Origin of the sequence: Flavobacterium plurextorum (assembly GCF_024638035.1) — a bacterium.
Classification (GTDB): Bacteria; Bacteroidota; Bacteroidia; order Flavobacteriales; family Flavobacteriaceae; genus Flavobacterium; species Flavobacterium plurextorum.
Genome location: NZ_CP100442.1, coordinates 2,137,799 through 2,163,288, shown reverse-complemented (window position 1 = coordinate 2,163,288; position 25,490 = coordinate 2,137,799). Strand labels below are relative to the sequence as shown.

21 protein-coding genes, 2 tRNA genes and 1 riboswitch are annotated in these 25,490 nt (G+C 33.3%); of the genes, 11 read left to right on the top strand and 12 right to left on the bottom strand.

Going from position 1 to position 25,490, the window contains the following annotated elements; all coding sequences use genetic code 11:
• Positions 1-32: 32 nt before the first annotated feature.
• Entirely contained in the window at positions 33-740 is a 708-nt protein-coding gene (locus tag NLG42_RS09610; RefSeq protein WP_099720150.1) for a DUF6090 family protein, read from the bottom strand.
• A gap of 583 nt (positions 741-1,323) precedes the next feature.
• On the opposite strand from NLG42_RS09610, the gene NLG42_RS09605 reads away from it, so the two are divergent.
• Complete coding sequence (locus tag NLG42_RS09605; protein WP_257683619.1) at positions 1,324-2,478, top strand: helix-turn-helix domain-containing protein; 1,155 nt, start codon at positions 1,324-1,326, stop codon at positions 2,476-2,478.
• Positions 2,479-2,566: 88 nt separating this feature from the next.
• Entirely contained in the window at positions 2,567-3,121 is a 555-nt protein-coding gene (locus NLG42_RS09600; protein WP_089056917.1) for a porin family protein, read from the top strand.
• Between the two features lie 315 nt (positions 3,122-3,436).
• Here the strand turns inward: NLG42_RS09600 and NLG42_RS09595 are convergent, their stop codons facing one another.
• The 7 genes from NLG42_RS09595 to pnuC are packed head-to-tail and all read right to left on the bottom strand — an operon-like array spanning position 3,437 to position 11,242.
• Positions 3,437-4,795, bottom strand: a complete 1,359-nt coding sequence (locus tag NLG42_RS09595) for an AMP-binding protein (RefSeq protein WP_257683618.1) — start codon at positions 4,793-4,795, stop codon at positions 3,437-3,439.
• The gene (locus NLG42_RS09590; RefSeq protein ID WP_099720153.1) at positions 4,782-5,363 is read right to left on the bottom strand and encodes a hypothetical protein; all 582 of its coding nucleotides are present in this window, start codon (positions 5,361-5,363) and stop codon (positions 4,782-4,784) included. Before NLG42_RS09590 ends, NLG42_RS09595 begins: the two co-directional genes overlap by 14 nt.
• Entirely contained in the window at positions 5,356-7,116 is a 1,761-nt protein-coding gene (locus NLG42_RS09585; protein WP_257683617.1) for a hypothetical protein, read from the bottom strand. Before NLG42_RS09585 ends, NLG42_RS09590 begins: the two co-directional genes overlap by 8 nt.
• Complete coding sequence (locus tag NLG42_RS09580; RefSeq protein ID WP_257683616.1) at positions 7,109-8,080, bottom strand: hypothetical protein; 972 nt, start codon at positions 8,078-8,080, stop codon at positions 7,109-7,111. Before NLG42_RS09580 ends, NLG42_RS09585 begins: the two co-directional genes overlap by 8 nt.
• A complete protein-coding gene (locus NLG42_RS09575; protein WP_257683615.1) occupies positions 8,068-9,660 on the bottom strand; it encodes an AAA family ATPase in 1,593 nt (530 codons plus the stop codon). The genes NLG42_RS09580 and NLG42_RS09575 overlap by 13 nt, the downstream gene beginning before the upstream one ends.
• Positions 9,661-9,684: 24 nt before the next feature.
• On the bottom strand, positions 9,685-10,680 hold the full coding sequence (locus tag NLG42_RS09570) for an AAA family ATPase (protein ID WP_208861303.1): 996 nt from the start codon (positions 10,678-10,680) through the stop codon (positions 9,685-9,687).
• Positions 10,667-11,242: a nicotinamide riboside transporter PnuC gene (gene pnuC, locus NLG42_RS09565; RefSeq protein ID WP_257683614.1), complete on the bottom strand. Its 576-nt coding sequence runs from the start codon at positions 11,240-11,242 to the stop codon at positions 10,667-10,669. Before pnuC ends, NLG42_RS09570 begins: the two co-directional genes overlap by 14 nt.
• Positions 11,243-11,871: 629 nt before the next feature.
• Between pnuC and NLG42_RS09560 the strand changes: the two genes are divergently transcribed.
• A tRNA-Glu gene (locus tag NLG42_RS09560) sits at positions 11,872-11,943 on the top strand.
• Between the two features lie 94 nt (positions 11,944-12,037).
• Here the strand turns inward: NLG42_RS09560 and NLG42_RS09555 are convergent.
• Both NLG42_RS09555 and NLG42_RS09550 read right to left on the bottom strand, forming a co-directional pair.
• On the bottom strand, positions 12,038-12,337 hold the full coding sequence (locus NLG42_RS09555) for a hypothetical protein (RefSeq protein ID WP_257683613.1): 300 nt from the start codon (positions 12,335-12,337) through the stop codon (positions 12,038-12,040).
• A 304-nt stretch (positions 12,338-12,641) separates the two neighbouring features.
• Positions 12,642-13,592 carry a homocysteine S-methyltransferase family protein gene (locus tag NLG42_RS09550; protein WP_257683612.1) on the bottom strand — a complete coding sequence of 317 codons (951 nt, stop codon included), beginning with the start codon at positions 13,590-13,592 and terminating at the stop codon, positions 12,642-12,644.
• Between the two features lie 222 nt (positions 13,593-13,814).
• Positions 13,815-14,052: riboswitch (cobalamin riboswitch) on the top strand.
• An 80-nt stretch (positions 14,053-14,132) separates the two neighbouring features.
• Between NLG42_RS09550 and NLG42_RS09545 the strand changes: the two genes are divergently transcribed.
• From NLG42_RS09545 to NLG42_RS09515, 7 genes are all read left to right on the top strand, one after another.
• Positions 14,133-16,202, top strand: a complete 2,070-nt coding sequence (locus NLG42_RS09545; protein ID WP_257683611.1) for a TonB-dependent receptor — start codon at positions 14,133-14,135, stop codon at positions 16,200-16,202.
• Between the two features lie 33 nt (positions 16,203-16,235).
• Entirely contained in the window at positions 16,236-17,393 is a 1,158-nt protein-coding gene (locus NLG42_RS09540) for a YncE family protein (protein WP_257683610.1), read from the top strand.
• 9 nt (positions 17,394-17,402) lie between these two features.
• Entirely contained in the window at positions 17,403-18,965 is a 1,563-nt protein-coding gene (locus NLG42_RS09535; RefSeq protein WP_257683609.1) for a PKD-like domain-containing protein, read from the top strand.
• A gap of 238 nt (positions 18,966-19,203) precedes the next feature.
• Positions 19,204-19,752, top strand: coding sequence for a DUF4494 domain-containing protein (locus NLG42_RS09530; protein ID WP_257683608.1), 549 nt, complete (start codon positions 19,204-19,206; stop codon positions 19,750-19,752).
• 348 nt (positions 19,753-20,100) lie between these two features.
• On the top strand, positions 20,101-21,624 hold the full coding sequence (locus tag NLG42_RS09525) for an ArnT family glycosyltransferase (protein WP_257683607.1): 1,524 nt from the start codon (positions 20,101-20,103) through the stop codon (positions 21,622-21,624).
• A gap of 3 nt (positions 21,625-21,627) precedes the next feature.
• The gene (locus tag NLG42_RS09520) at positions 21,628-22,152 is read left to right on the top strand and encodes a DUF4269 domain-containing protein (RefSeq protein ID WP_257683606.1); all 525 of its coding nucleotides are present in this window, start codon (positions 21,628-21,630) and stop codon (positions 22,150-22,152) included.
• A 128-nt stretch (positions 22,153-22,280) separates the two neighbouring features.
• Positions 22,281-22,353, top strand: a tRNA-Met gene (locus tag NLG42_RS09515).
• Here NLG42_RS09515 and NLG42_RS09510 read toward each other — a convergent pair.
• Complete coding sequence (locus NLG42_RS09510; protein WP_257683981.1) at positions 22,313-23,863, bottom strand: recombinase family protein; 1,551 nt, start codon at positions 23,861-23,863, stop codon at positions 22,313-22,315. The genes NLG42_RS09515 and NLG42_RS09510 overlap by 41 nt on opposite strands.
• 2 nt (positions 23,864-23,865) lie before the next feature.
• Positions 23,866-24,048, bottom strand: a complete 183-nt coding sequence (locus NLG42_RS09505; protein WP_257683605.1) for a hypothetical protein — start codon at positions 24,046-24,048, stop codon at positions 23,866-23,868.
• Positions 24,049-24,217: 169 nt separating this feature from the next.
• On the opposite strand from NLG42_RS09505, the gene NLG42_RS09500 reads away from it, so the two are divergent.
• Entirely contained in the window at positions 24,218-24,946 is a 729-nt protein-coding gene (locus NLG42_RS09500) for a hypothetical protein (RefSeq protein ID WP_257683604.1), read from the top strand.
• Positions 24,947-25,490 lie beyond the last annotated feature (544 nt).

The following is a 25,490-nucleotide window of genomic DNA, read 5'->3' as shown; positions in this document are numbered from 1 at the left end:
CTGGCATATAACTAAACATAGGTGTGAGTGTCTTATTTACTCAGCTCTTTTTCAATTTCTTTAATAAGTTCAATTGTTAGTGGTTTTGTATTTTTGTCATAAACTCTCATGTTATTATTACCTAGTTTGACAAGAAATTCAAGTGTCTTTTTAAATTTTGGGTCTGCATACATCTCTTGTTCTGATTTATCTGCATTTTCTATCATTTTATCAAAACACTTAAACAGGAAATCATTATAATATTTATCGACTTCGTTGATTGCCGGTACATATATTTGGTAATAATTTAAGATTTTCTGTTTTAATTTTTCGTCTTCAATATATCCAATTTTACCACTAGACTTAAAACCTTCAAAATTACCAATATTCATTTTTGGTCCATGTGAATAAATTGGGAACTCAACTTTATCTTTAGACTTATAAATACTGTCAAGTTGGTGAGGCGTTAGTGCTAAAATTTTTTCATAATCCATGTTTGATTTTTTGTATGCTTCCTTTTCAATGTCGATGCTTTTTGCATCATTTTGCAAATCATTCTTTAAATTTTCAAGAAATACCTTTACTTCTTCTTGTTGATGTTTGTGTTCGCTCCAACTGTGCAGCGATATTGAAAGTGTTACTGCAAAAACGATTATGAATATTTCTATGATGATTTCTTTTATTTTCTCTCCCAAAGTGTGTTCTGTGTTTTTCACTGTTTTGTAAATTTTCTTTGTATGTTTCGTTACTTCTTCTTGCATGCGGTTTTAGTTAAAATAGTATCTGGTTAATTTATATATGAGTTTGTTTTACAAAATGATACACACTTATTTGTACGTGTGACAAAACCACCCAAATTAGGGCAAATATGCGTGATAAATATCTCACAATATTTATTCTCAAATATATAATTTTTCAATTATAAATCAGCATATGGACTTTTATTTTACTGTTGTCTTAATTCATAAAATAAATACAGATATGTAAACAAATTATCATAATATTTAAAAATTAAGATCTGTATTCTATAATACTATAACAATCTTCAATAATCTAGTTAGCTACCTGAGTACTTTCGCCGCTAAGTAAAAGCTTTAAAGAAACGTGAAGCTTTTTCATTTTTCAAGTAAAAATTATCTTATGAACTTCTTCTCTTTTCCTAAATCGGAATACTTAATAATTCTTTATCATTTTAGTTAATCATTTCTTAATCCATTCAGAAAATCATTTGCATTAACATAAATTCGTTCCGTTAATTAGTATGAAATAAGCTATGTTTTAGGAAATAACTAGTTAACATTATTCCCCAAAACAAATCATAAAAATAACTTTTACTTTAGAAAATTGATTTATACCACAATTTTAAATATTGCGATTTTTCAGGGAGTAATCTTGGGCATCATTATTCTAAAATCTTCCTTATTCAACAGCAATTCAAATAGATATCTAGCCTATTTACTATTTGCGCTTTCCATTGTTTTACTAAATTATGTTTTTGAACTTGAAGGTGTGTTTACATCCTATCCGTTAGTACGTTTTACAGACGCTATCGATTGGGTATTTCTATTACCTGTTTTCACATTTCAGTTTATTATAAACCGCATTGATGATGCGGTAAAAAACAAACAAAAAACATATTTGTATTACATTCCATTTGTCTTTAACAGTATTCTTAATGTTACAGTCTGTCTTGACATTGTAGCGGGAATTTATAAAATTCCTGAAGCCTGCATACCTCTAATCAATATACTTAGGATAATTCAGCTTTTAATGGCCGTTATCATCGTCTTGTTTCTGCCTCTATATTCTTATTTTATGATAAGGTATTTAAAAGATCCTCAAGAGAAAAAATGGGTCACTACTTTATTAACCTTCATGTATTTGCTGTTGGTTATCTGGCTGGCTACCTATATGGCTGGTTATTATTTTCAAGCAGATATTTCTTCTACCATGAGTTGGCTGGCTGTATGCGCTACATTTATAATTCATTGGACAGCTTATGCAGGCATTTACAAATACAAACTTGCCAAAAACAAAGATGCCATCTATAATTTTCTAAACAACGATTTAGCGCTTTCGTCTGCCAGCCTTCAAATTATAGAAAGCGGCCTAACAGAAGAAAATAATACCTCGGAAGAATACAGAGAATCTATCACGGCAGATAATCTTTATTTTCAAAAACTAGAACTTCTTTGCAAAGAGCAGCATATTTATACTGACAGCACATTAAACAGAGAAAAAGTTGCTGAACAACTTGGCATAAGCGCGGGTTATGTTTCACTAATTATAAATACGATTACTGGAGACAACTTTGCCAATTATATAAATAACTATCGAGTTGAAGCTGTCAAGGAAATGATTTCAAATTCTGACTATGAAAATTACAATTTACTGGCAATGGGATTAGAATCTGGGTTTACTTCAAAAACGACTTTCTATAAAGCTTTTAAAAAAGTTACTGGCCAGACACCAAATGAATATAAAAACACCTGTAAATAGGTGCCAATTTATACATTCTTGAGCTTTTGAAACCTTTTCTAATTTTTCTTATCTCAATTTTGCGACTAAATAATTCAAATCACTTTTTATGAAAAAACTATTATTACTAGCTGTTCTTACAGTTTTTGGCTTTGCAAATGTTAATGCACAAGAAATTAAATTTGGTGCTAAAGGAGGTTTAAACTTCTCAACTATCGGCGGAGATAATACCAAAGGTATTGACTACGTAACATCATTTAATTTAGGTGTTTTATCAGAAATTCCAATTTCTGAGAAGTTTTCTTTTCAGCCTGAATTAATGTATTCTGGTCAGGGATACAGCTTCAAGGATAATACAATTGCCTTAAGTTATTTAAACCTTCCTTTAATGGGAAAATATTATCTAACTAAAGGATTTAGTGTTGAAGCCGGACCGCAAATAGGTTTTTTACTTGCCGCTAAAAATGAAAAGATAAATGTAAAAGATTCGTTTAATACTTTTGATTTTGGTGTTAATTTTGGCTTAGGTTATAAACTTGAAAACGGACTTAATTTTGGCGTAAGATATAATCTAGGATTAACTGACATTAATAATGTAGATAATTCTTCTGTCAAAAATAAAAACAGAGCGTTTCAAGTATCTGTTGGTTATTTCTTTTTCTAAAAATTACAATTCGATCTAAAAAGGAATTCAAATTCTTGTAACAACATTATCAAAATTTTAAAAAAACTGGTCAGACATTTTAATGCTGCCTGAAAATAAGTAAAACACCACTTGAAAAAGCTGGTGTTTTTTTTATTCTATTTCCGATTCAGCAAAATCATATCCGTCGTGACAAATGCAAGTTCCAGTCGTGTTAAGTTTCTAAATTTTATAAAACAATTCAAAGTCTAAACTCAAGAAAAGTACTCACAAACATTTCGCAGTTAAATCAGTATTTTAAAACGACAGCTTCTCTATTGACAGTTTATTATATAATTACAAATCTGTCTGCAGATCTGAAGAATACAGAGACTTTTCTACAGCATTATTTTGAGATATTTTTTGAATATCTACGAGAATATCTGCATCATTTTTAAAAATTGCATTCAACACTTCAGCAACCTCTTCCGGAGTATGTTCATTAGAATATCCTACAAACTGAATCAGCTTATCTTTTTGTTGATGCATTTTAAATCCTGCCAAAGACAACTGAGACAAACGATTAGAGACATCAATATTATTGATTTTCATGTTTGATTTTGTTAAAAAAACTATTGGATTTCGAGCTTCTAAATCTATTAAAAACGGAACTCCATTTTCTATCTTTAAACTACAAAAATCACCCGTTCTATAGCGTATTAATGGTAAGAAAGGGTTACTGCCTCCGGTAACGACTAATTCTCCTCTTTCGCCATAAGGAAGCTTCACATCTTGATATTCATCAAAAATTTCTAAATACAAATCTGGCCGAATAACCTTATGTCCAATTTCTGTAGCATAAGCGATGTTTCTACATTCTGTTAACGAATAAAGATCAATAACAGGGCATTTAAAATAATTTTCCAATTTGCTTTTGGTGCCTTTTGTCAGCTTCATAGCAGAGGATATTAAGGCCTTTGGATTCAGTTTAGGCTTTAAATCTAATAATGCCGTAAAAGCGATTGGATCACCAGTAAGAATTTGCGGATTATATTTCTCAAGGTATTTTTTACAATCATCAGGATGGTTCCAATCTGACGGATTTAGATTTATTTTTAAAATACCCGCTCCTTCTAAATAGGTTGATAAAGAAGCGTATGTCAATGTTTTTTGCTGCGCACAAATCAAAGCAATTGCTGCTGTATTTTTACTTTCTTTTATATGAATGTCAAAATCTTTTAAAACAGATTCTATTTGCGGCAGCCAATTCGCTTGGGAAACTGCATCAAAAAGCACATCTAACTTTGGTCCTGTGGATCCTGAAGTATGATAGACTAACAACTCTTCTAAATTTGCTTCATTAGAAACAAATAAATAAGGATACTTTCTAATGTCTTCTCTGGAAATGGTTGGAAAAGAATCTAAATCAATGCCTTTTTTGTCATAAAAAGGTACTGATTTAAGACACCATTTTAAATAGTCATTTACCCAAATTGGCGTTTGTCCTTCGTTCCAAAATACTGTTTTATCATAGTACTTTTTTTTATAGGAATGGACTTTTGAAAGTTGTACTGCGTTTAATCGATCACCGCTTTTAAAATTAAATTTTGGAGCAAAAGCATCTTGTCTAAGTTCATTTAAAAAACTTAAATCATCAAGCAGCGGAAAACGCTCCTCATCTGTTAATGCAATTTGTGGATTACTACTCGCGTCCATATGTATTTGCTGCTTCTCTGGCTTTTTTCTCTGCCATTTCTCTTTTAATTGCCATTATTCTTTCGTGCGCTTCATAGGATTGTTTTAAAACTTTATGCCTGTCTGCACTGCTTAATGAAGATAATTTATCTGCCGCTTCATCATAATTTTCGCCTTTAGGTATGATCTCACAACAATTTAGCAGCAAGCGCACCATTTCTTCGGCACGTTCATCATCACTAATCCATTCATTAAATTTTACATATGCAGCAGCTTCACGCAATTCTTCAAACCAAAAATTATAGAGTTTATCTGCTATTAAAGGCTTATTTTTAAAATCTTGATGACTAAGAAGCCACGCGGAAATATGAATTGCCAGCCAATGATTATCTTTAATAAGATTTAAATCAGTATTTGTTGGTATGTTAAATTCAGTTCGTAAAAAATCATTACTTACAATTCTGTATGTATCGCAAATTAAGGCTGTTGAATTCAATCCATCTTTAAGAAGAAGATCCGAAGACTTTAAAAAGCTGTCTGGACATTTTCTTAAATAGGTCACTAGTTCAAAAACATCATATTTAGACATAGGCATAATTTTGTTGTGAAAACTCTGATGCAAATTTCAAAAGTTCAGCTTCGTTTGTGACATAATATACTTTCCAACCCATTTTTTCTAATCGTATTACTAAATCTTTTTGGTAATCTGGATAAGAATGCAAAACCATAGTTCCGTGCCCGCCAGCATTTTTTAATGCAATTTCGACCAATTCCCAGTGTGTTCGTTTCGTTTGTGTATCAGAATTTAACATGCTGAATATATCATTGTCCGTAACGATTACAATATGTGATTTTTTATTTGGTTTTTCTCCAAACGGTTTTCGCAATCGCTCAATTCCGTAGGCATAACCAGTTCCCAAATAAGAGGTTAAGGTAGTTAGCAAATCTGTTTCATCAGAAATAAAACCATCTGTTTCCAAATAACTTCCAGGTTCACCAGATAAACAACCCATAACGGATGCTCCAGCACGTAAAGCAGATAATCCAATGATTGTTGCTGCGAGAACCGGCCATGAAAAATTTTCTTTTGGATTCATCATCGAGCCAGAGCAGTCTATCCCCATATATACATCTAAAGGTCCTTCTGAAATATTATTATCAGAGTCTGCACCGTAAGTTCTCTTTTGAGTGGTTAATCCAGGGATAATTGCAGGCGATAAAATAGCCGATTGCAGCCAGTCTACTTCTTCGATGGCGTCTCCAATATCCCACGTTTCCAATCCTTCTGGTAAATCCATAGAAACATTTTCTGAAGTCTCTACAGGAAAATCAATCAAATGAGATAAAGCAATTTCCTTATAATAAGCATTAACCAAACTCTGCTCATCAGCATTTGGGTTGACTTGCTGCATTAAGTCGATATAATTTCCCGGACCCATATATCCGTTTCTTGGTCCAAATCCGCCTTTTTTATTTTCGTCTAAACCTAAAATATCGTTGTTTTTCTTGCCTCCGTCTTCTTTTAAACTAATCGCTTCTTTTCGCATATCGACTATTTCATCATAGCCTTCTAAATCAAGTTCAGTCATGCCCGAAATATCCATAGCTCCTTTGCCTGCATCTTCCGCATCTAATAGTATCAAAATCTTTTTACGTGCATCTTTAAACGTTTTGTCATCCATTAAATAGGGATATAACATTACAGCAAATCTTCCGCCGCCATGAATCCAGCCTTTTGAATAACTTCTAACCAAAGAAGCTAATAATGAAGCATCAGCATCTATTTTTTTACTGTGAAATGATAAATTCACTGCTAATTCACCGCGTTTCAAACGCCATAAATATTCATAAGTACGCATCATTAATGTCCATAATTCAGAAAAATTATCTTCTGAATTAATCGCTTTATAAACTTCTGAAATTTTTAATTTATTGACGCGTTGTAATTTATCATTGATTAAAAAATCAGTATATAAATTTGATACCATAGGTGCTCGATCCTCAATACCGGGTAAAGCAAAACGAATTCGATTCAGCAAAACAGCGTTGTCGTATAAATTTGCAGGTGCAAAAATATGATGACCTATTTCGTGTGCCAATACCTCAACAGCGTAATCGGCAATACCGCGTTCTGTAATTTCTTCTAAGTTTATAACAATGCGATGATCTGTTAACCGAATCATTGCAAAACTGCTCGAAAGCCCTTCTTTTTGAGCTTCCTGATGCGACAAACACCAAATAGGTTCTTGCAGGCGCAGCAAAGGATTCCACTCCAGTTTTGCCTGCTGCCAGCACGATTTCCAAGCGGCTAATGTTTCTTTTATTTCAGATTGATTATGCATTTCCAAGACTGAATAAGTATAAAAAATAGGAATTTTGCAACGTTAAAACCAATGTGTTTTCTGTTGTCGCAAAAGATGAAATCTTTCTTGTATCAATTTTTTCGTTGCCTTTTCCAAGCCATTTCTCCAAGTTATCTAATCGACTAGAATTTGATAAAATTAGAGATGCATCAACAGAATTTGCAGGAACCAAAACTTTTCCAAATTGGTCTGCAAAAAGTGCGTAACTGCTTTTCGAATCGGTTACAAATATGTTCCCATCAATTTTTGCTAGTCTCGGCGGATTTTCAAAAAATCCATCTGTATCTTTAAAACCGCCTTGTACGCCTTCAAATTTTGCTTTTTCATTCGCCCAAGGATTTTTAAAAAGCTGAATCGAACTTTTGTCTGAACTTATCGCGTTACGAACGATTTCTTGCAGATTCTCAGAAAGTTCTTTGAAATCTGTGTTTAAACGAATCCTCAAATGCGCCAAACCAAATCTCCACGCATAAATACGTCCCACAATTTTAAAATCCTCAATAGTTTTAATCTCAGAGCTGCTGATCTTGATTAGATTACACCAATCTATTATTTTTTCTGGTGCATATATATGCAGATTAAAAAGAACGTCATTTAACAATGAAATTACTTTTACAGGAAATTTCACGACCAAGTTTGGCATTTGCGCCATTAACAGCCAAGCCTCTTTGTATTCGTCTTTATAGCGAATTGCAGATCCGTTTCCAATTAACTTCAATGATTCTTGATAAAGTGCTTTTACGATTTCATGAATTTTTTCTGGAGCTGAATTTAAAGCAGTTGTTTCTTTTACAATTGGTTCAACAACTTCTACCATCCAACCCGTAATTACATGAGCAGGCAAATTGCCATATTTCATTTCGCTCTCATTGTACCATCGATTGTACAACGTGCTTTTTTCGCTTAATTCTGCAATAAGTGGTTGAAAGCTTATTTTTTCCATTGCAGCCATCTTTTGTAATTGGTATAACGTTGATGCAGATATTTTAATTTCAAAATATCATCTGCTCGGTAACCGTACAGCTTTTTCTCTTCAGACCACTTTTGCAGCTGCTTTTCAATACTTAAAAGTCGATTATCAATTTCTTTTGAAGATATATTTTCAAGACCTTTTTTAAATTCCTCTTCAAATCGGTCAACTGGATCATTTCTATCCAAATCCTGACTCACATATTCATCGCAAGACAAATCGAATAAGTTTCGCAGCCACACAATTCGATCTACTCTGTAAACTTCATTGCCTATCTGATCGAAAAATGGAGATTCTAAATGCGGCGTCAAACTATCGTGTAAAACAAATGGCAGGACTTGTCTAATATCTTCTAATTCTACTTTTCGATTTCCTCTAAAATAAGCCAATGCTTTAGAAAACATTAGTAAAGTCATAATTTTTCTAACAGACAAACCATTCTTTGCCTGCGAACCTAAATCTTTAATCGGATCTTTTCCTGTCTCTTTCCTAAAAAGAACACGCATATCCATACCAGATAATTTTGCCGTGTCTTTGGTCATATATTCTAGTCGGTTAGATGCGGGTTCAAAAAACTCAAACTGGCGGCAGAAAAACTCGATACGTTTACGTAATTCCGGATCTATTTGAATACCTCTAATTTGTTTATTTACAGTTGTTAACTCTTCTTCGGTAAAAATAATTTCTTCAGGAATTATTGCTTCGGGCTTAAAATTGAGCTCGATGCGCTGCAATAAATCCTCAACAAATCTTGTATTAAAGTGCATAGCTCTAATAACAATATCAATTCTATCTTTTAAGGCTTCAATAACCTGATAAGTTCCTCCGCCTGCATCATCGTTAGCCGTTAGATACCATGCACCATCAGGACATTCATAAATCTGATCAAAAATTTCAGCGTAGTTATCGGCCAGTACAGTTAATAAAGCGGATTGCGTTCTGGTTGGAATTCGATTATATTCATCAATAATTTTCACTCTCATGCCTAACCATTTTCGCCAAGCAATTCGAATATCCGAAGTCTTTTCGGCCTTTACCATATCCGAAGGCAATGGATGTCCTAATAAATCTGAAATCGTCATTTGAGGCTGACCATGCTGAATGGCTCTCATTACATCTTTATTATCATAGCCAGCCAGTAAACCCATCAAAACAGAAGTAGCTGTTTTTCCGCGACCTGGCCCTCCAACAATAAGACATTTACCTCTTACGGCTAAATTTAACAGAGGCATTAATACAAAACTAGAATAGCTTTGATCTGTAGTCAGATAAACGGGCACTTTACTGTCGCCAAATAAAAACTTTTTAGGATCGCTGTCATTAAATTCGATATCATAATACGGACTTATAATGGCTGTATTAGCGATCCAAAAATACGCTTGGCGCAATTTCTCATCTAAAGTAATTGCATCACTTGATTCATTTTGAAGATCATCAGTTGAATAAAGATCTTCGACTTGAAATTTATTATTGCTTTTGACATCTTGCGGATTCGTAGGTGATTCTGGAACTTTCTTAAAAAATCCCATCGTTTTATTTAATAAATCAGACATAGCTATATTTTGATTCTAAGTTATTTAAAATTTACAATTCTCTGAGGCAGATAATACTTTTGATACTTGTTCAATTCGTTCATCGATAGTACCACTGAGCATATAATATTTAAGATTTCTATTGTTTAAATCTTCTATTATTTTTTGCTGAAATTCCTTTCTTTTCACATCACCAGATCGATCCCAAGTGTCATCATAAGGAATATCAGTATCGCAGACAAAAATAATATCGTGCCTGTTCTCTGCTGCTTTTGCTAAATTTTCTAAAGCTGCAAGTGCCGTTCCATGATAATCCAGCGAAAACAAATAGGTCGTAATCGCATTAGTATCTGAGAACAAAATTCGATTTGACTGCAGCACAAGCGCATCTTCTCTTTCAATGTGGGTTTCAGCAATTTTTAAAAGATCTTCTAAAGTTAGTCTTTTATTTATTTGATGCTTCTCCCAATATTCTCTTCCGTATTCAGGCATCCATTGGGTATCAAAATGGAAAGCCAATTTTTCTGCTAACGTGGTTTTTCCAGTTGATGGAGCACCAAGCAATACCACTTTTGTTATCAGATCTTTATAAACTATGGGATGAATAAATTCCTTATTTTCAAATGAATTTTTTCTAATTTTTGTGGCAGAGATTGGAATAATATTCCGACTAACATCAACTTGCCTATTTATCGCATTCAGCGCAATACTCATGTGCACGCCGTAAGGCTCACTCGAGTAAAAATGCGAAATAGTACGATTACCTAAAACACTTAAAACATAATCTTCCTGAATTTTCATAATCTCTGGTGTATAACCAGTATCATTTGGCGAATTGACACCTTCGATGACTACAATTTTCGGGTATATTTCACGTATCCAAGCTGCTCTGGCTGCCAAAGCAATATTTATTACTGGATCATCATAAATTAACACTATTAATTCATCAACTTCATTAACAGCCGTTTCTATTAATAATTGATGTCCTTTATGAAAAGGCGCAAACTTACCTAGTGTTAATCCAACTTTATGCTCGCTCATATTCAAATTCTTCATTATAAACTTTTCTCCATTCTAGATAACCAATTACTGCCATAATTAAAAAAAGCACATATAAACCTGTTGTAAAATACAAACCTTTGTACCAATATACGCCTATGGCAACTACATCTACAACTATCCAAAACATCCAAGAATGCAATACTTTTTTAATCATTAAATATTGAGCAACAAGACTTGCAATGGTTATAAAAGCATCTTCGTAAGGAAAAGATGCATCGGTTTTTGTCTGCATTATATAACCTAAACAAAAGGATAATAAAATGGTTGAACCAATCCAAAACGCTTCATTTTTTATCAATGTTATCCGCAATGTACTGTGATTTGAACCGCCATATTTCCAATTATACCAGCCAAATACTTGCAGAAAAACATAAACAACATGCAAAATCATATCTGAATATAATTTGGCTGTGTAAAAAATAAAACAATATAATATTACTTGAAGTAAACCAAAATACCAACACCAGATATTTTGTTTAATAGTAAAATAAACGGCCATAAAGCCGAAAAACGCGCCAAATATTTCTAAAGTTGTATCCATAATTGGGTATAAATATATAATAATGAATCAAAATTTTAATTGATAACGAATAACATTTGAACAATTCGCATCTCTTTCTTTAAGCACTTTTTTAACTGCTGCTGCTTTTTGAACAAATTAGAATCATTAACCCTCTTATTGTCTGTAAAATGTAGATTTTAAAAAGATAAAAAATTACCAAAAGCGATTGTGATCATAAATTATAAAGAGCATAATTAGTACAAGCAATTATAAGAAATTAGAAAAACAGATCCATCAGTTTTTGATGTGTTCTTTCAAATTATGGACGAAGAAAAAACTATTCGATTGTCTAAAAAAGGAGGTTTTGACATTTATTTTTGGCTGAACTTTTCAAAAAAATCATGAAAAATCCGCAAGAATATTCTTTAAAAGCAAATATTTTTAAATTTTATTGAAAATATTTATCCGAACAAAAATCTGCTTTATCTCATTATTTAGTGCAAAATAACCTGTTATTAACCAAACAAATACATTTTAACTAACTTATTCTGTTTGCCGATTTTTATTTTAAAATGTGTTATTTTCAGCATAACTGAAAAAAAAAATTTCCGAAATCCTTTTGTGTATTTTAAAAATAGTTGCATTTTTGCACCCGCAATAGCAAAACAGGTCCGTTCGTCTATCGGTTAGGACGCCAGGTTTTCATCCTGGTAAGGGGGGTTCGATTCCCCCACGGACTACAAAAAGCTTCAGAGAAATCTGGAGCTTTTTTTTTTACTTTAGTTTGAAGTCCGAAATCAGACAAATATCTATAAAGCTTTTTACAAAAACTTTTTAAACGAGCGAAGATTCTCCAGCAAACTGTTGATTGATTTTATCCAATAGTTCAAATTCGTCTAAAGGAAATAATTCGATAACGTGTTCTAATACTAATCCAACATTAATTGAGGAATTATTATCATTTTCAAGTCCCAAAACACACAATTTCAACATATTATTAATTATACAACCGAGCTCATAATAGGTTGAAAATTTGGTTTCTGTTTTAAATCCTTCGTTATTGCCGCTTGCTCTTTTTAAAACTCTGAAATACTGCTTTATATCCTCTAAACTTTTAGTTTCTTTCGTCTCCATTATTTTTTCTGTATTAGTTTTTAACTCAATTCAAATTTTGATGTTTTTTTTCAATATTTGGTTATCTTATACGATAACATCAAAAAAAATAAACACATAGAAACATAGATTTTATATGCTTGATAAGGGGACAAAAAGAAACTCATTTCTTTCGCATAGATAGTCCCGATTTCGGAACTTCGGGACGGGATGTATTTAGACAAGTGAAACGCCTTTTTTAAAGTAAGAAATCTATACTTTTATGTGTTAAAATATAGTGCAATCAAAGAGATAAATTATTTCTATTTAGAATTATAAAGCTGTTTTAAATTACTTTCAATTGCTTTACAATCTCGTGAATATGTTCTTCATCAGTTCCGCAGCAGCCGCCAAATACATTTAAGTGACTAAAAGTATCTTTTAAGTGTTTGTATTCTTTACCCAAATCTTTAGGAATTCCGCGGTCTAATTCTGTGGATTCGTCTAATTGGGCATGACTTTTACAAGATGCATTTGCTCGAAAACCTTTTATTCTTTTTACCCAATTTTCATTTGCGTTCTCTTTCAGTTCGTTTACAAAATGCGTAGGATGCGCACAATTTATCATATAATACAACGGCGGAATATTTACACTTTTGTCTACTTTTTCGATTGCCTCTTTTAAGCTCATTCCAGTTGGCAGTTTTCCATCGGTTTCGACTGTAAACGAAATAACTACAGGCAAATTAACCGTTTCTGCGGCTTGAACAATACCAATCACTTCTTCGATATAATTCATGGTAAGCGCCGAAACAAAATCAACAGGCAATTGGCTTAGAACTTTTATTTGTGCCAAATGATATTGCTTTGCTTCTTCGGCATTCATACAATTATCAGGCACATAACCGTCGCCTCGAGGACCAATGCAGCCGCTTACAAGAATAGATTTTACAGTATTCGAAAATTCTGTTTTTAAATCTGATAACAGCGAAACTGCTTTTTTATTCAACTCAAATAAGGAATCTTTTGAGTATCCAATTTTTTCAATCCAATCTGGATTTGCGCGCCAAGTTGGACTTTCTAAAATGAAATTGGTTTTATACTTTTCGGCAATTTTTAAATACCGAGAATAATAGTTTTTCATACTTTCACGCCCTTTTTGATCTTTTAATATATCAAAAGCTGCAAAATAAGGCAGATCAAAACCTTCAAGAAAAACCAATGTTGTTTCGAGTCCGCCATCGGTTAAAAACAAATCTTCAGATTCGTTTGGCAGTGTATTTTTAGTCTTTTTCATCTTCATCGCATTAAACACAAACAATTAACAATCAAACAAATAACACCATAAATATACAAAATTTCAGTTTCTTTAAATAAAAAGAAAAATCAAGCATTTTCTCTTTTTAAGAATATTTTCAGAGCTGTTTTTTAGTTTTTTATCACCTTAAGTTTCAAAAAGCTACAGAATTCCTAAAAAACTTTTTTTCAAAAACATAACCATAACCATAAAGAGTTTATTTACTTTTGCACCCGCAATGGTTTAACTGCAACTTTTCAAGGGCAGTTAACGAAGAGGGAATCAGGTGCAAATCCTGAACAAGCCCGTTACTGTAAATTCCATGCAACATTTTGACAGATTAGGAGAGCTTTTTTTGGCTTTCGAAATCAAATCTTTTGCCACTGCATTTTCATCAAATGTGGGAAGGCGGCTCAAAATGGGAATAAGTCAGGAGACCTGCCACTGCATATAATTTTAGGCTCTCGCGGACCAGAGTTTTAAAGACAAACACATTTATCAAACTAAACATTTGATTTCATTTTTTCCGTTTAAAACTATTTGTCACAAATAGACTATTTTGCTATGCACGTATGTAAAAACAGGTATTCAGCCCTGCTGCATTGTGGATTATGTGCCTTATTATGGATTTTATTTATTAATCCGATTTTGGCGCAGGATAATCCTAAAACTAAAGAGCGAGACTCTTTAAAACCACTTGTGTTAAACGAAGTGATTCTAACCGCAAGCAAACGCGAGTTTAGGATAGAATCGCCGATGCCTGTTCAGATTTTATCGGGTAAACAGCTCGAAGCGCTAAACAGTCTTTCGGTTGCGGATGCGGTTCGTTATTTTTCGGGTGTTCAATTGAAAGATTACGGCGGAATTGGCGGTTTAAAAACCATAAACGTTCGAAGTTTAGGAAGCGCTCATACGGCAGTTTTTTATGACGGAATGACGGTTGGAAATGCACAAAACGGTCAAGTTGATTTAGGAAAATATTCTTTGGACAATATTGAAGCTATCGAACTTTATAATGGTCAAAAGTCTACAATTTTTCAGCCTGCACGAGGTTTTTTTGCTTCAAGTACACTTTTACTTAAAACAAAAATTCCTGTTTTTGAATCGGGTAAAACCACAAACATTAGAACTTCTTTTAAAACTGGATCTTTTGGATTAGTGAATCCTTCTGTTCTTTATCAGCAAAAAATAAGTTCTAAAACAGCACTTTCCTCCAATATTGAATGGCTTAAAGCCGATGGAAAATACAAATACCGCTATCAGAAAAAAGACGGTTATGATACAACTGCAGTTCGCCAAAACGGAGATATAACTGCACTTCGGGCTGAATTGAACCTGCATACCAAATTTGGCTCGAACGCTCTGGCAAACATTAAGGCTTATTATTACGATTCTGAACGAGGACTTCCGGGCGCAATTTTAGCCAATAGATATGAGCATGTGCAAAGACAATGGGATCGCAATTTTTTCATTCATGGTTCTGTACAGAATTCCTTTTTCGAAAAACACGAAATGCTTACCAATGTAAAATTCAGCAGAGACTACAGCCGTTATATCGATCCTGATTATAAAACGCTTGAAGGTGCATTGGACAATAAATATTATCAAAACGAATTTTACGCTTCGGTTGTCAATCTCTACACTATAAAAGATTGGTGGAAAATGTCGCTTGCAGCTGATTTCTCCATTAATACGCTTGATGCCAATTTATACCGTTTTCCCTATCCTACCCGATATTCTTATTTAGGCGTTATTTCAAGCGAAATGCATTGGAAACGACTTGATATTCAAGCCAATTTACTTGGAGCTTATATCGATGAACAGGTTAAATATTATCAGCAAGGCGATAGTCAGCACGTTTTCTGTCCTGTTATATCAGCTTCTTATCAACCTTTTACGATAAAGAATTTCAGAGTTCGAGCGTTTTACAAAGAGTCTTTTAGAATGCCTACTTTCAATGATTTGTATTACACTTTTATAGGCAACAGTTCTTTGCGTCCAGAATTTACAACGCAATATGATATGGGAACAACTTACAGTATTGAGCCTAAAAAAATGCTGCAATCGGTATCATTTCAAGCCGATGTTTATTACAATCGTGTAAAAGATAAAATTATCGCAATGCCGTCATCTAACCTTTTTAGATGGACCATGATGAATTTGGGCGAAGTTGATATTCGCGGCTTAGAACTAAACACCAATTTCGTTTTTAAATTTCCGCAGCAAATATTTCTAGATTTAGGCTTAAGCTATACGTATCAAAAAGCAATCGATATTACTGCAAAAGGAACAACTTACGGCGACCAAATTCCTTATACACCAGAAAACAGCGGTACAATAACCTCATCGATCAACTGGAAAAACTGGAATCTTAACTACAGTTTTATATATACCGGCGAGCGTTACAGTCAAAAAGCAAACATTCCTGTTAATTATGTTAAACCTTGGTACACAAGCGACATGGCTCTTATTTGGAATGGAAAGTTCTCAAAAATCCCTGTAAAATTAAGTGGCGAAGTCAATAATTTATTCAATCAATATTATGATGTGGTACTCAATTTTCCTATGCCGGGCAGAAACTATCGATTAAGTCTTTCTCTAAATTTTTAAAATAAAACAACAACACTAAATAAATTCTCAGCAATGAAAACAAATTTCAAATTTTGGCTTTTACTCGCTTTTGCGGCAGCAGCTTTTCAAGGATGTCAGGAAGATGATCCTATTATTCGAGAAGAAGTAGAAGTTTTACCGCCCGAAACTGTTACAACCGTACAAGGTTTTTATCTTTTGAACGAAGGAAATATGAACATGAATAAAGCTTCATTAGATTATTACGATTATGAAACCGGAAGTTACAAGCGTAATGTTTATGGTCAGGCAAATCCTGATGCGAGTTTAGGTTTAGGCGATGTAGGAAACGACATTGGTATTTACGGTTCAAAATTATACTCTGTTATCAACAATTCAAACAAAATTGAAGTTATGGATGTTGTTACCGCAAAACGCCTTAAAGTAATTGATGTCAAAAATTGCCGATACATAACTTTTGCCAACGGAAAAGCTTACGCAAGCGCCTATGACGGTGAAGTACAATTGGGAGAAAATTCGCCAAATGGTTTTGTTGCCGAAATAGACACCACTTCTCTTTCGATCACAAAAACGGTGAAAGTAGGCCGCCAGCCCGAAAAAATGGCTGTTGTGGGCAATAAACTTTATGTTGCCAATTCGGGAGGATATAGTCCGCCAAATTATGAAAGAACGGTTTCTGTAATCGATCTAAAAACTTTTACCAAAATAAAAGATATTGATGTTGCCATAAATCTGCACAGACTTGAAGCTGATGAAGATGGAGATTTGTATGTAAGCTCTCGCGGCGATTATTATGATATTCCTTCTAAACTATTTGTAATTGACACCAAAACAGACCGCATCAAAAAAACTTTTGATATTGCCTGCTCCAATCTTACTATCGTTGGTGATAAAGCTTATATAATTGGATCTGAATTTAATTACAGCACTTTCGATTATATCATAAACTACAATTTGATTAATGTTAAAACCGAAACTTTACTTACAGAAAGTTTTTTACCTAAAGCGGTCAGCGACGAGATTAAAACACCATATGGACTTGCAGTTGATCCTGTTTCTCTAAATGTTTTTATAACAGATGCAGGAGATTATGTTTCTCCCGGAAAATTGTACTGTATTGATAAAAACGGAAATACAAAATTCACGGTTACAACAGGAGATATTCCAGCACATTTTGCCTTTAAAACAAAAAAAACAATAATTAATCCATAAATTTTAAAAATGAAGAAAATTCTACTTGCATTGTCAGTTGTCCTGCTTCTTTCGGGCTGTTATAAAGACGATATTAATGATCTAAAAAATGATGTCAATGATTTGAAAAGCCGAATGGCACAATACGAAAACCTGCTTGATGTATTAAACAAAAGGTTGTATGTGGTAAACTACGAAACTAAAGACGGAAGTTATGTAATCACAATGAGCGACGGATCTAAATTAAATGTCCGCAATACCTCATCGTTTATAAAAATTGGCGAAAACGGAAACTGGTGGATCGATGGTGTTGATACTGGAAAATCTGCCAAAGGTGAAAGCGGAGCCAAAGGCGAAGCTGCAAAAATTACTATTGGAGCTAACGGAAACTGGTTTGTTGATGCTGTAGACACTGGCGTTTCTGCTTCTGGTCAAAAAGGAAAAGACGCTGCAGAAATTACGTCGGTTGCATTGGCAAACGGAATTATGACTTTTACTTTTGCAGATGGTCGTACAATCAGCATAGTTGCAAGCGCTCCAGAAATTACACTGCCAAATCCAGCTGGTGGTTTTGCTGTAGATAAAATGCAATGGTTTAAAGTTCAGCCTCAATTAACAAACGCTGCAAATGCCACTTCTAAATGGATTGTAAACAGCCAAGAAGTTGCTGCAACGACTGATTTATTCTATATTTTTAGTGCTGCAGGAACTTACAATATCGAGTTTAAAGCTAAAAATGGAGTTGGCGAAAGCTCTAAATCTTTCACCGTTACAGTTGCCGAAAAAGCATATTTAAATAAAATTACACGTGTTTTTGACTTCTTTCCTGCTCCAGGACAATTTGTAAATGCTCTGCCTGCTGCGACTGCCACAGATACTGACGAAACAATGCGTGTAAAAGCCGAAACAGCTTTAACAGCAGGAAACATGATCAGTCTTGGAGGATTTGGAGGTTATGTGCAATTTGGTTTCGACCATACGATTATCAACAAAGAAGGGAATGATTTTGTAGTTCTGGGTAATGCATTTAATGATTGGGCTGAACCAGGAATTGTTATGGTTTCATACGATGCAAATGGTAACGGAAAAGCGGATGATGAATGGTTTGAAATTGCAGGTTCTGAACACAATAAAGCGACAACTATCAAAAATTACGAAATGACGTATTATAAGCCAGAAGCTGAGCCAACTAATCCGAATGAACCAAATTACATTCGTTGGACTGACAATCAAGGACAGACTGGTTATATAGCAAAAAACCAATTCCACAAACAAACGTTTTTCCCTTTATGGAAAGGAAACACTGTAACTTTTAAAGGAACTTTCTTAAAATCTAATATTTACGATAAATCTGGCGGAAAAGGAAACAACTGGGCAAATCCTGCTTACGAATGGGGTTATACTGACAACTGGGCTAATGCTGATGTAAGAGGTCAAATCGATATAAGCTGGGCTGTAAACGCTAAAGGAGAATCTGTAAAACTAAAAGGAGTTGACTTTATTAAAGTTTACAATTCTAACCGTGCTGAAGGCGGATGGCTTGGAGAAGTTTCAACAGAAGTTTCAGGATTTAAAGATTTAAATTTACCATAATACAGCATTCTTATTTTTTGAATAAAGGAAAGTCTCAGAATCTCTGAGACTTTTTTTTATGCCTGAAAATCTTTCTAATCTGCGGCTGAGAAATAATTACGCTTCTAAAGCTGACTTAAAAACAAAACACTCAATACTTTACCTAAATCACACTCAAATTGTGAATATCTATTTGTGTATTTTATGAGTTTATTTTCCTGTAAAATCTATCTTTGGCATCCTTAAAAAAATTAAAGAGATGAGCGCAATTTGGTACGAATGCAAAGTAAAATATAGAAAAACAGATGAAACTGGAGGCCAAAAAGTACTAACAGAACCTTATTTGGTAGATGCAGTATCTTATACAGAAGCTGAAAGAAGAATCAATGAAGAAATGGCTGCTTATATAAGTGAAGAATTCAAAATCACGAACATAAAAGTGGCAAATTACGCTGAGATTCATCCTTTTGAAAACACAGATCGCTGGTTTAGATCAAAAGTTTCTTTGATCGCTTATGACGAAGAAAGCGGAAAGGAAAGAAAATCGAATATGTATATGCTTATTCAAGCAAATGATGTGAGAGAAGCTTATGACAATACGATTCATGTTATGAAAAACACAATGGGAGAATATTCGATTCCTGCCATTTCTGAATCGCCAATTATGGACGTTTTCCCATACTTCAGCGGTGAAGAAGGAGAAACTGAAATGCTGGAAAGATTCAATGCTCTAAAAGCTTCTAAAACTGTAAAACCAGATGAAGAAACAATAGACCACATGGAATTTGAAACTGCATCGGAGGAATAAATTTATTAAACTCCAAAAAATTAAAATTACAAATTAGCTTCAGAGAAATCTGGAGCTTTTTTTTTATCAGCCAACACAAAATTTAACACATTGTCCCGATCACGATCGAGATAGATTATCAAATTAAAAAGAATGCAAAAAAAAGAGAAACACATTTCTTTCTCATAGAAAAGCTATGTGTTTTTTTAAAAAGTAAAACCCCTAATTTTAGGTTGCTATAACTATGTTTCTATGTGTTAAAAATAATTACACGCAACGCAGTTCTATTAATTATAAAATTAAAATAAATCATATATTCGTTATTACAAAACTGATCTAAAAGCACTTGCACACTAAACCAAAAACTCCATGACAAAAAAAACACTTGTTTTAATTGGATTTATCATTTTAAAATTTGTTTTACAGTACACGCTTTTAAGTCCGGAATATGATTTACAGCGCGACGAATATTTACATCTCGATCAGGCGCACCATTTGGCTTGGGGCTATTTATCTGTTCCTCCCGTTACTTCATGGTTTTCTTATCTTATATTTCAACTCGGAAATTCCATTTTTTGGGTCAAGTTCTTCCCTGCCCTTTTTGGCGCACTGACACTTTTATTTGTTTGGAAAACAATTGAAGTTTTAAAAGGAAGTTTTTATGCATTGGTTCTTGGTGCAATATGCATTTTGTTTTCGTCTCTTTTAAGAATAAATATGCTATATCAACCCAACTCGCTGGACGTTTTGTGCTGGACAATGTTTTATTATATCGTAATTCAATATATCACGACTCAAAAATCAAAATGGTTTTATATAGGCGCAATAGTATTTGCTTTTGGTTTTTTAAACAAATACAATATTCTTTTCCTCCTGATTGGTCTTTTACCAGCACTTTTGCTATCAAGCCAAAGAAAAATACTAGCCGAAAAAAAACTGTATTCTGCCCTGCTTTTAGGACTTCTGTTAATACTTCCGAACTTATTGTGGCAGTATAACAATCATTTTCCAATTGTGCATCATATGAAAGAATTGGCAGAAACTCAATTGGTAAATGTAGATCGTCTTGATTTTCTAAAAGAACAACTCTTGTTTTTTATAGGTTCTATTTTTGTTCTTTTAGCCGCATTATACAGTTTACAGCTTTACAAACCTTTTGCAAAATACAGGTTCTTTTTTTGGTCGATAATTTTTACGCTCATTGTCTTTATTTATTTCAAAGCCAAAGCGTATTACGCCATTGGTTTATATCCTATTTATATTACTTTTGGAGCCGTATTTCTTTCTGAAGTTTTACAAAAAGGATGGAAATATTATTTGCGATATGTATTTGCTGCCATTCCGATATTATTGTTTATTCCGATGTACAATATTGCGTTTCCAAACAAAACGCCAGAATACATTGTTAAACATCCTGAGAAGTATAAAAAACTAGGAATGCTGCGCTGGGAAGATGGAAAAGATCACAAACTGCCGCAAGATTTTGCCGATATGCTGGGTTGGAAAGAGCTTGCCCGAAAAACAGATTCCGTTTATGCATTATTCCCAAAATCACAAAATACATTAGTGCTTTGCGATAATTACGGACAAGCGGGAGCAATAAATTTTTATACTCAAAAAGGAATAAAAGCTGTTTCTTTTAATGCTGATTATGTGAATTGGTTTAATTTGAATATCAAATACCAAAACTTGATTAGAATTAAGGAATTTGAAGAAAACAGTAATGAACTTGCCGAAACAAGTCCGTATTTTCAAGCTGCTTTTATCGCTGGTGAAATAACAAACCAATATGCAAGAGAATACAAAACAACCATTTTTGTTTTTACCAATGCCAAAATCAACATCAATAAAAGACTGGAGCAAGAAATCAAAGAAAAAAATTATGCCAACTAAAAAATGATTGATTTTACTTCTATTACGTATTTAAAAACAGGAAATTCAAAACAATTTCGAGTTTATGAAATCTTAACTCAAAATAAGATTTTAGAAATCCTATCTGAATTTGATCCTATTTTAACCGGCACCATTCCTATAAATATTGATATTGAAAACAGCGATCTCGATATTATTTGTTACTGGACAAACAAAACCGATTTTATAACCAAAATCTTCGCAGCTTTTAGTACGAAACCTGAGTTTAAAATTAGAAACAGCTTGATCAATAACAATGAATCTGTAATTGCAAATTTTAAAATTGATGGTTTTGAAATAGAGATCTTCGGGCAAAATATTCCCACTAAAAATCAAAACGCCTATAAACATATGCTTATTGAGCATCAAATTCTACAGTCAAGAGATGAGAATTTCAGATTAAAAATCATAGCACTTAAGCAAAATGGTTACAAAACAGAACCTGCTTTTGGTAAATTATTGGGGTTAAAAAACGATCCTTATGCTGAATTACTGGATTATAAAATCTAACCCAGAATAAATACCAAATACAACACACTAACAAACAAGCAATTACAAACCAATATCCAATAATTCAAAATTTTTCAGTTATTTCTTTGCATAACCGTATTTAGTGCTTATCTTTGCACCCGAAACATCGCGGGATAGAGCAGTAGGCAGCTCGTCGGGCTCATAACCCGAAGGTCACAGGTTCGAGTCCTGTTCCCGCTACTACATGGGACAAAGAAGAAAAAGTCTTCTTTGTCCCTTTTTTATTGGTTGATATTCTACTATTAATCAAGTAGATAACTTGCAAAACTTCATTGATTCTGGTGGTTCGAAACTGATTTTCTGAAATCGTGAAATTCTCAGGATAAATCGAACCAATCAAATCTCTTGATTGGGACCAATCCCCACTATCATAGTATTCATTGAGCTTCAAGAGGTTTTCTACACCTACTTTTAATATTTCATCAATATCTTGATCTTCTATATTAATACCTGCTAATTTAATTTCCAGTCTGTTAATTACTGCCCCATAGTCAGATTTCATATCTCTATAATCTGAAGCATCGATTTGTTGTGTTGCTAATAAATCTCTTGCGTGCGAAAGTCTCTTTTCATAATCTTTGAGCTGAGCTATTATTTTAAGCTTTTCTTTATATATTTCTTTGGTCTGCTCTCTATAACATTCTGATAAAACAGAAATATAAAGATTTTTTATCTCCGGTATGGGAACATACTGTTTTAAATTCTTTATAAATACCTCGTTAGCCGTATCAGAATTTATTCTGTATTTACAGCCTGCACTACAATGATAATAAGGATAATATTTGTGTCGCCCTTTGGAAATACTTGCCGTTAATATCTTTGAACATTCCGGACAGGTAAAAAATCCACGCAATGGAAACGGTTTAGTAGTAATTGCTTTTGGCAGATATGTTTTTGATCTTCCATCAAGTATGTCCTGTACTTTATAGAACAGAATCTGCGATATTAAAGGTTCATGTTGACCTGTTACATAGGTGAGATCTTCATCTTTATATTTTGGAATCACGATCTTACCACAATAAAGAGGATTACGAATAGCTCTCCAAAAATTATTTTTACTTGCTTTAAGACCTTTTTCTTTTGCCATGCAAAGAACCTGCTCAGTATTAAAAATCCCTTTTGAAAGCTCTTCAAAAGCCCACTTCAAAATAGATGCCTCAGGCTGGTCAAATGCAATATACTTAGTCCCATCTTCTTTAACCTTGTTAACATATCCCGCTGGAGCATATCCCATATACCTTCCCTCTTTCCTTGCTCTACGCATACCATGAAAAGTATTAAGTGCCCTTCTATCATTCTCTACCTCAGGAGCAGCAAGATAAAAAGCGAGCATCATTTTATTCTCAGGAATAGTCAAATCAAGTGGCTGTTCAATACCTTGCGGCTCTACACCAAGTTTCCTAAGGATATTTATCATTTGATAAGCATCTCCAGCATTACGGCTGAACCTATCCCATTTTGTGAATAAAACAAGATCAATTTTGTTTTTGTGCTTTTTTAAATTTTGCAAAAGCTTATTCCATTTGGGTCTGTTAAAGGTCTTTGCCGAGTGATCTTCATAAATCACGTCTCTTATCTCAATGGAGTTAATTTCACAATATTTACGCAGTACTTCTTCCTGATTTCTTTGGGAATATCCCCTATCTGCCTGTTCGTCGGTACTCACTCTTACATATAAGTCTGCTATCATTTTCATCCTCTTCTTTTTAAATACTTAGTTACTGTAATATTTGCTAATTTACGCAAAAAATCCAAAATATTCTTAGCTTGTTCAAGCGTTACATCCAGTCCCTCAGACCTTAACATTTCCAAGGCTTTCTCCGGAGTAATTCTTCTCTTCTCATTTATCTCTTCATTAACTTCTTTATTTTCCATACTACTTTCTTTAATGTTCACCATCCTTTATCATTCGCTAGTAACTTTCATAATGCTAAGATAACAAAATGTTTTTATAATTTTATATTTTATAAAAACTTTATCTATATTTATACCTATTTTAAGTATATTATAATCAATATCAGATCAAACAATTCCGTAAAACAATATGAACAAACTATCTAAAATAAGCTATAAAACCTATTTCAACGAAAAACTGAAACAAGTTCCATTGGGTAAAATCATGACACATCCTTTATATGTGCAGGTTACTTTTGAAAGAAAGACGCTATTTTTTAAAAGTAATTTTTTCGAATTATTTTCAAAACCAAAGTATATTATAGCAATTGCGGGACTCGTAGGAAGCCCTTCGCTTGAAAAAATCATTACATTAGAAATGGAAGTAATTGAATTCATCGAAAACAAGCATTCCAGTAATTTTTCTTTAGAACTATTCAAACAAGAATATACTTTTTACAGCCAGGATCTCTGTGATATCATGGAAGAGGGATTTCGTAATTATCTTTATACCTTTTTTCAGGACAAAAGTATGTCTGTCTTCGCAACAGCAATTCGTGAAGGCAGCAAACAGCGTATCCCTTATGAAATTATTAGAGATCTAAAAAAGGCTTTTACAAAACCTTTCTATGATGAACTTATTGAGAATTCATTGTATTACGGACCTCCCTATTTTGCATTATATGAATTTATGCAACAGACCAAAAAATGGCCAATGCTTTATCTTAGTATTATGGAATGGGAAACAGGTAATACTAAAACAGAATTCTTTGAATATGTAAAAAAGCACTATCCAAAACATAATGCAGTTGAAATAAAAGATGAAGTAGAAAAGTGGATCGCTTATATAAAAAATAAAAGTATTTTTGGTAGTGCCTAATTAACTGCATAAGTAAAAAAAATAATGAGATTTTAAGACCTCATTATTTTTTTGTTTAATTTTAAATTTTACACAATTATATGAAAAAAAGAAGATTTCATATCTGCTTTACCCACCTTACTATGACATACCTGCGTCTTTATGTAAATACTTCCCTTTATGCTCAAGTATATCTCTATCTACGCTAAGTTCTCAATCCCTGCATTTTTACATACCTGTGTTTCAGAGTACTTTCCTTTATACTCACATACATAAAAATAAAAATGCCTTATTTTATGCTTGCATTCCGATCCGGCAAAAATAAAATAGCCTAAAGCTGTTTTTTCCTATTAACTTTAATCCGCCTGAAAAGGCGGATTCTTATGTTCACCAGAACATCGCAAGACACTATTTGAAAACCTAATTTTTTTTCTGATTTTTTTTAGAAGAAAAACAACAGTGCACATTCTTTAGGACTCAAGGTCTTCTATGGCATTTGGAGGCTCTCTTTGGCTAGACTACACATTATGCTCTTTTATTGTCATGTCTTTACTTTGTAAAAGAT

Coding starts and splice junctions, on each gene's coding strand:
- NLG42_RS09610 (WP_099720150.1), bottom strand. CDS start 740: ATGCAAGAAGAAGTAACGAAACATACAAAGAAAATTTACAAAACAGTG.
- NLG42_RS09595 (WP_257683618.1), bottom strand. CDS start 4,795: ATGGACGCGAGTAGTAATCCACAAATTGCATTAACAGATGAGGAGCGT.
- NLG42_RS09585 (WP_257683617.1), bottom strand. CDS start 7,116: ATGCATAATCAATCTGAAATAAAAGAAACATTAGCCGCTTGGAAATCG.
- NLG42_RS09555 (WP_257683613.1), bottom strand. CDS start 12,337: ATGGAGACGAAAGAAACTAAAAGTTTAGAGGATATAAAGCAGTATTTC.
- NLG42_RS09525 (WP_257683607.1), top strand. CDS start 20,101: ATGACAAAAAAAACACTTGTTTTAATTGGATTTATCATTTTAAAATTT.
- NLG42_RS09500 (WP_257683604.1), top strand. CDS start 24,218: ATGAACAAACTATCTAAAATAAGCTATAAAACCTATTTCAACGAAAAA.
- NLG42_RS09520 (WP_257683606.1), top strand. CDS start 21,628: ATGATTGATTTTACTTCTATTACGTATTTAAAAACAGGAAATTCAAAA.
- NLG42_RS09570 (WP_208861303.1), bottom strand. CDS start 10,680: ATGAGCGAGCATAAAGTTGGATTAACACTAGGTAAGTTTGCGCCTTTT.
- NLG42_RS09510 (WP_257683981.1), bottom strand. CDS start 23,863: ATGATAGCAGACTTATATGTAAGAGTGAGTACCGACGAACAGGCAGAT.
- NLG42_RS09575 (WP_257683615.1), bottom strand. CDS start 9,660: ATGTCTGATTTATTAAATAAAACGATGGGATTTTTTAAGAAAGTTCCA.
- NLG42_RS09530 (WP_257683608.1), top strand. CDS start 19,204: ATGAGCGCAATTTGGTACGAATGCAAAGTAAAATATAGAAAAACAGAT.
- NLG42_RS09550 (WP_257683612.1), bottom strand. CDS start 13,592: ATGAAAAAGACTAAAAATACACTGCCAAACGAATCTGAAGATTTGTTT.
- NLG42_RS09600 (WP_089056917.1), top strand. CDS start 2,567: ATGAAAAAACTATTATTACTAGCTGTTCTTACAGTTTTTGGCTTTGCA.
- NLG42_RS09590 (WP_099720153.1), bottom strand. CDS start 5,363: ATGTCTAAATATGATGTTTTTGAACTAGTGACCTATTTAAGAAAATGT.
- NLG42_RS09535 (WP_257683609.1), top strand. CDS start 17,403: ATGAAGAAAATTCTACTTGCATTGTCAGTTGTCCTGCTTCTTTCGGGC.
- NLG42_RS09580 (WP_257683616.1), bottom strand. CDS start 8,080: ATGGAAAAAATAAGCTTTCAACCACTTATTGCAGAATTAAGCGAAAAA.
- NLG42_RS09540 (WP_257683610.1), top strand. CDS start 16,236: ATGAAAACAAATTTCAAATTTTGGCTTTTACTCGCTTTTGCGGCAGCA.
- NLG42_RS09505 (WP_257683605.1), bottom strand. CDS start 24,048: ATGGAAAATAAAGAAGTTAATGAAGAGATAAATGAGAAGAGAAGAATT.
- pnuC (WP_257683614.1), bottom strand. CDS start 11,242: ATGGATACAACTTTAGAAATATTTGGCGCGTTTTTCGGCTTTATGGCC.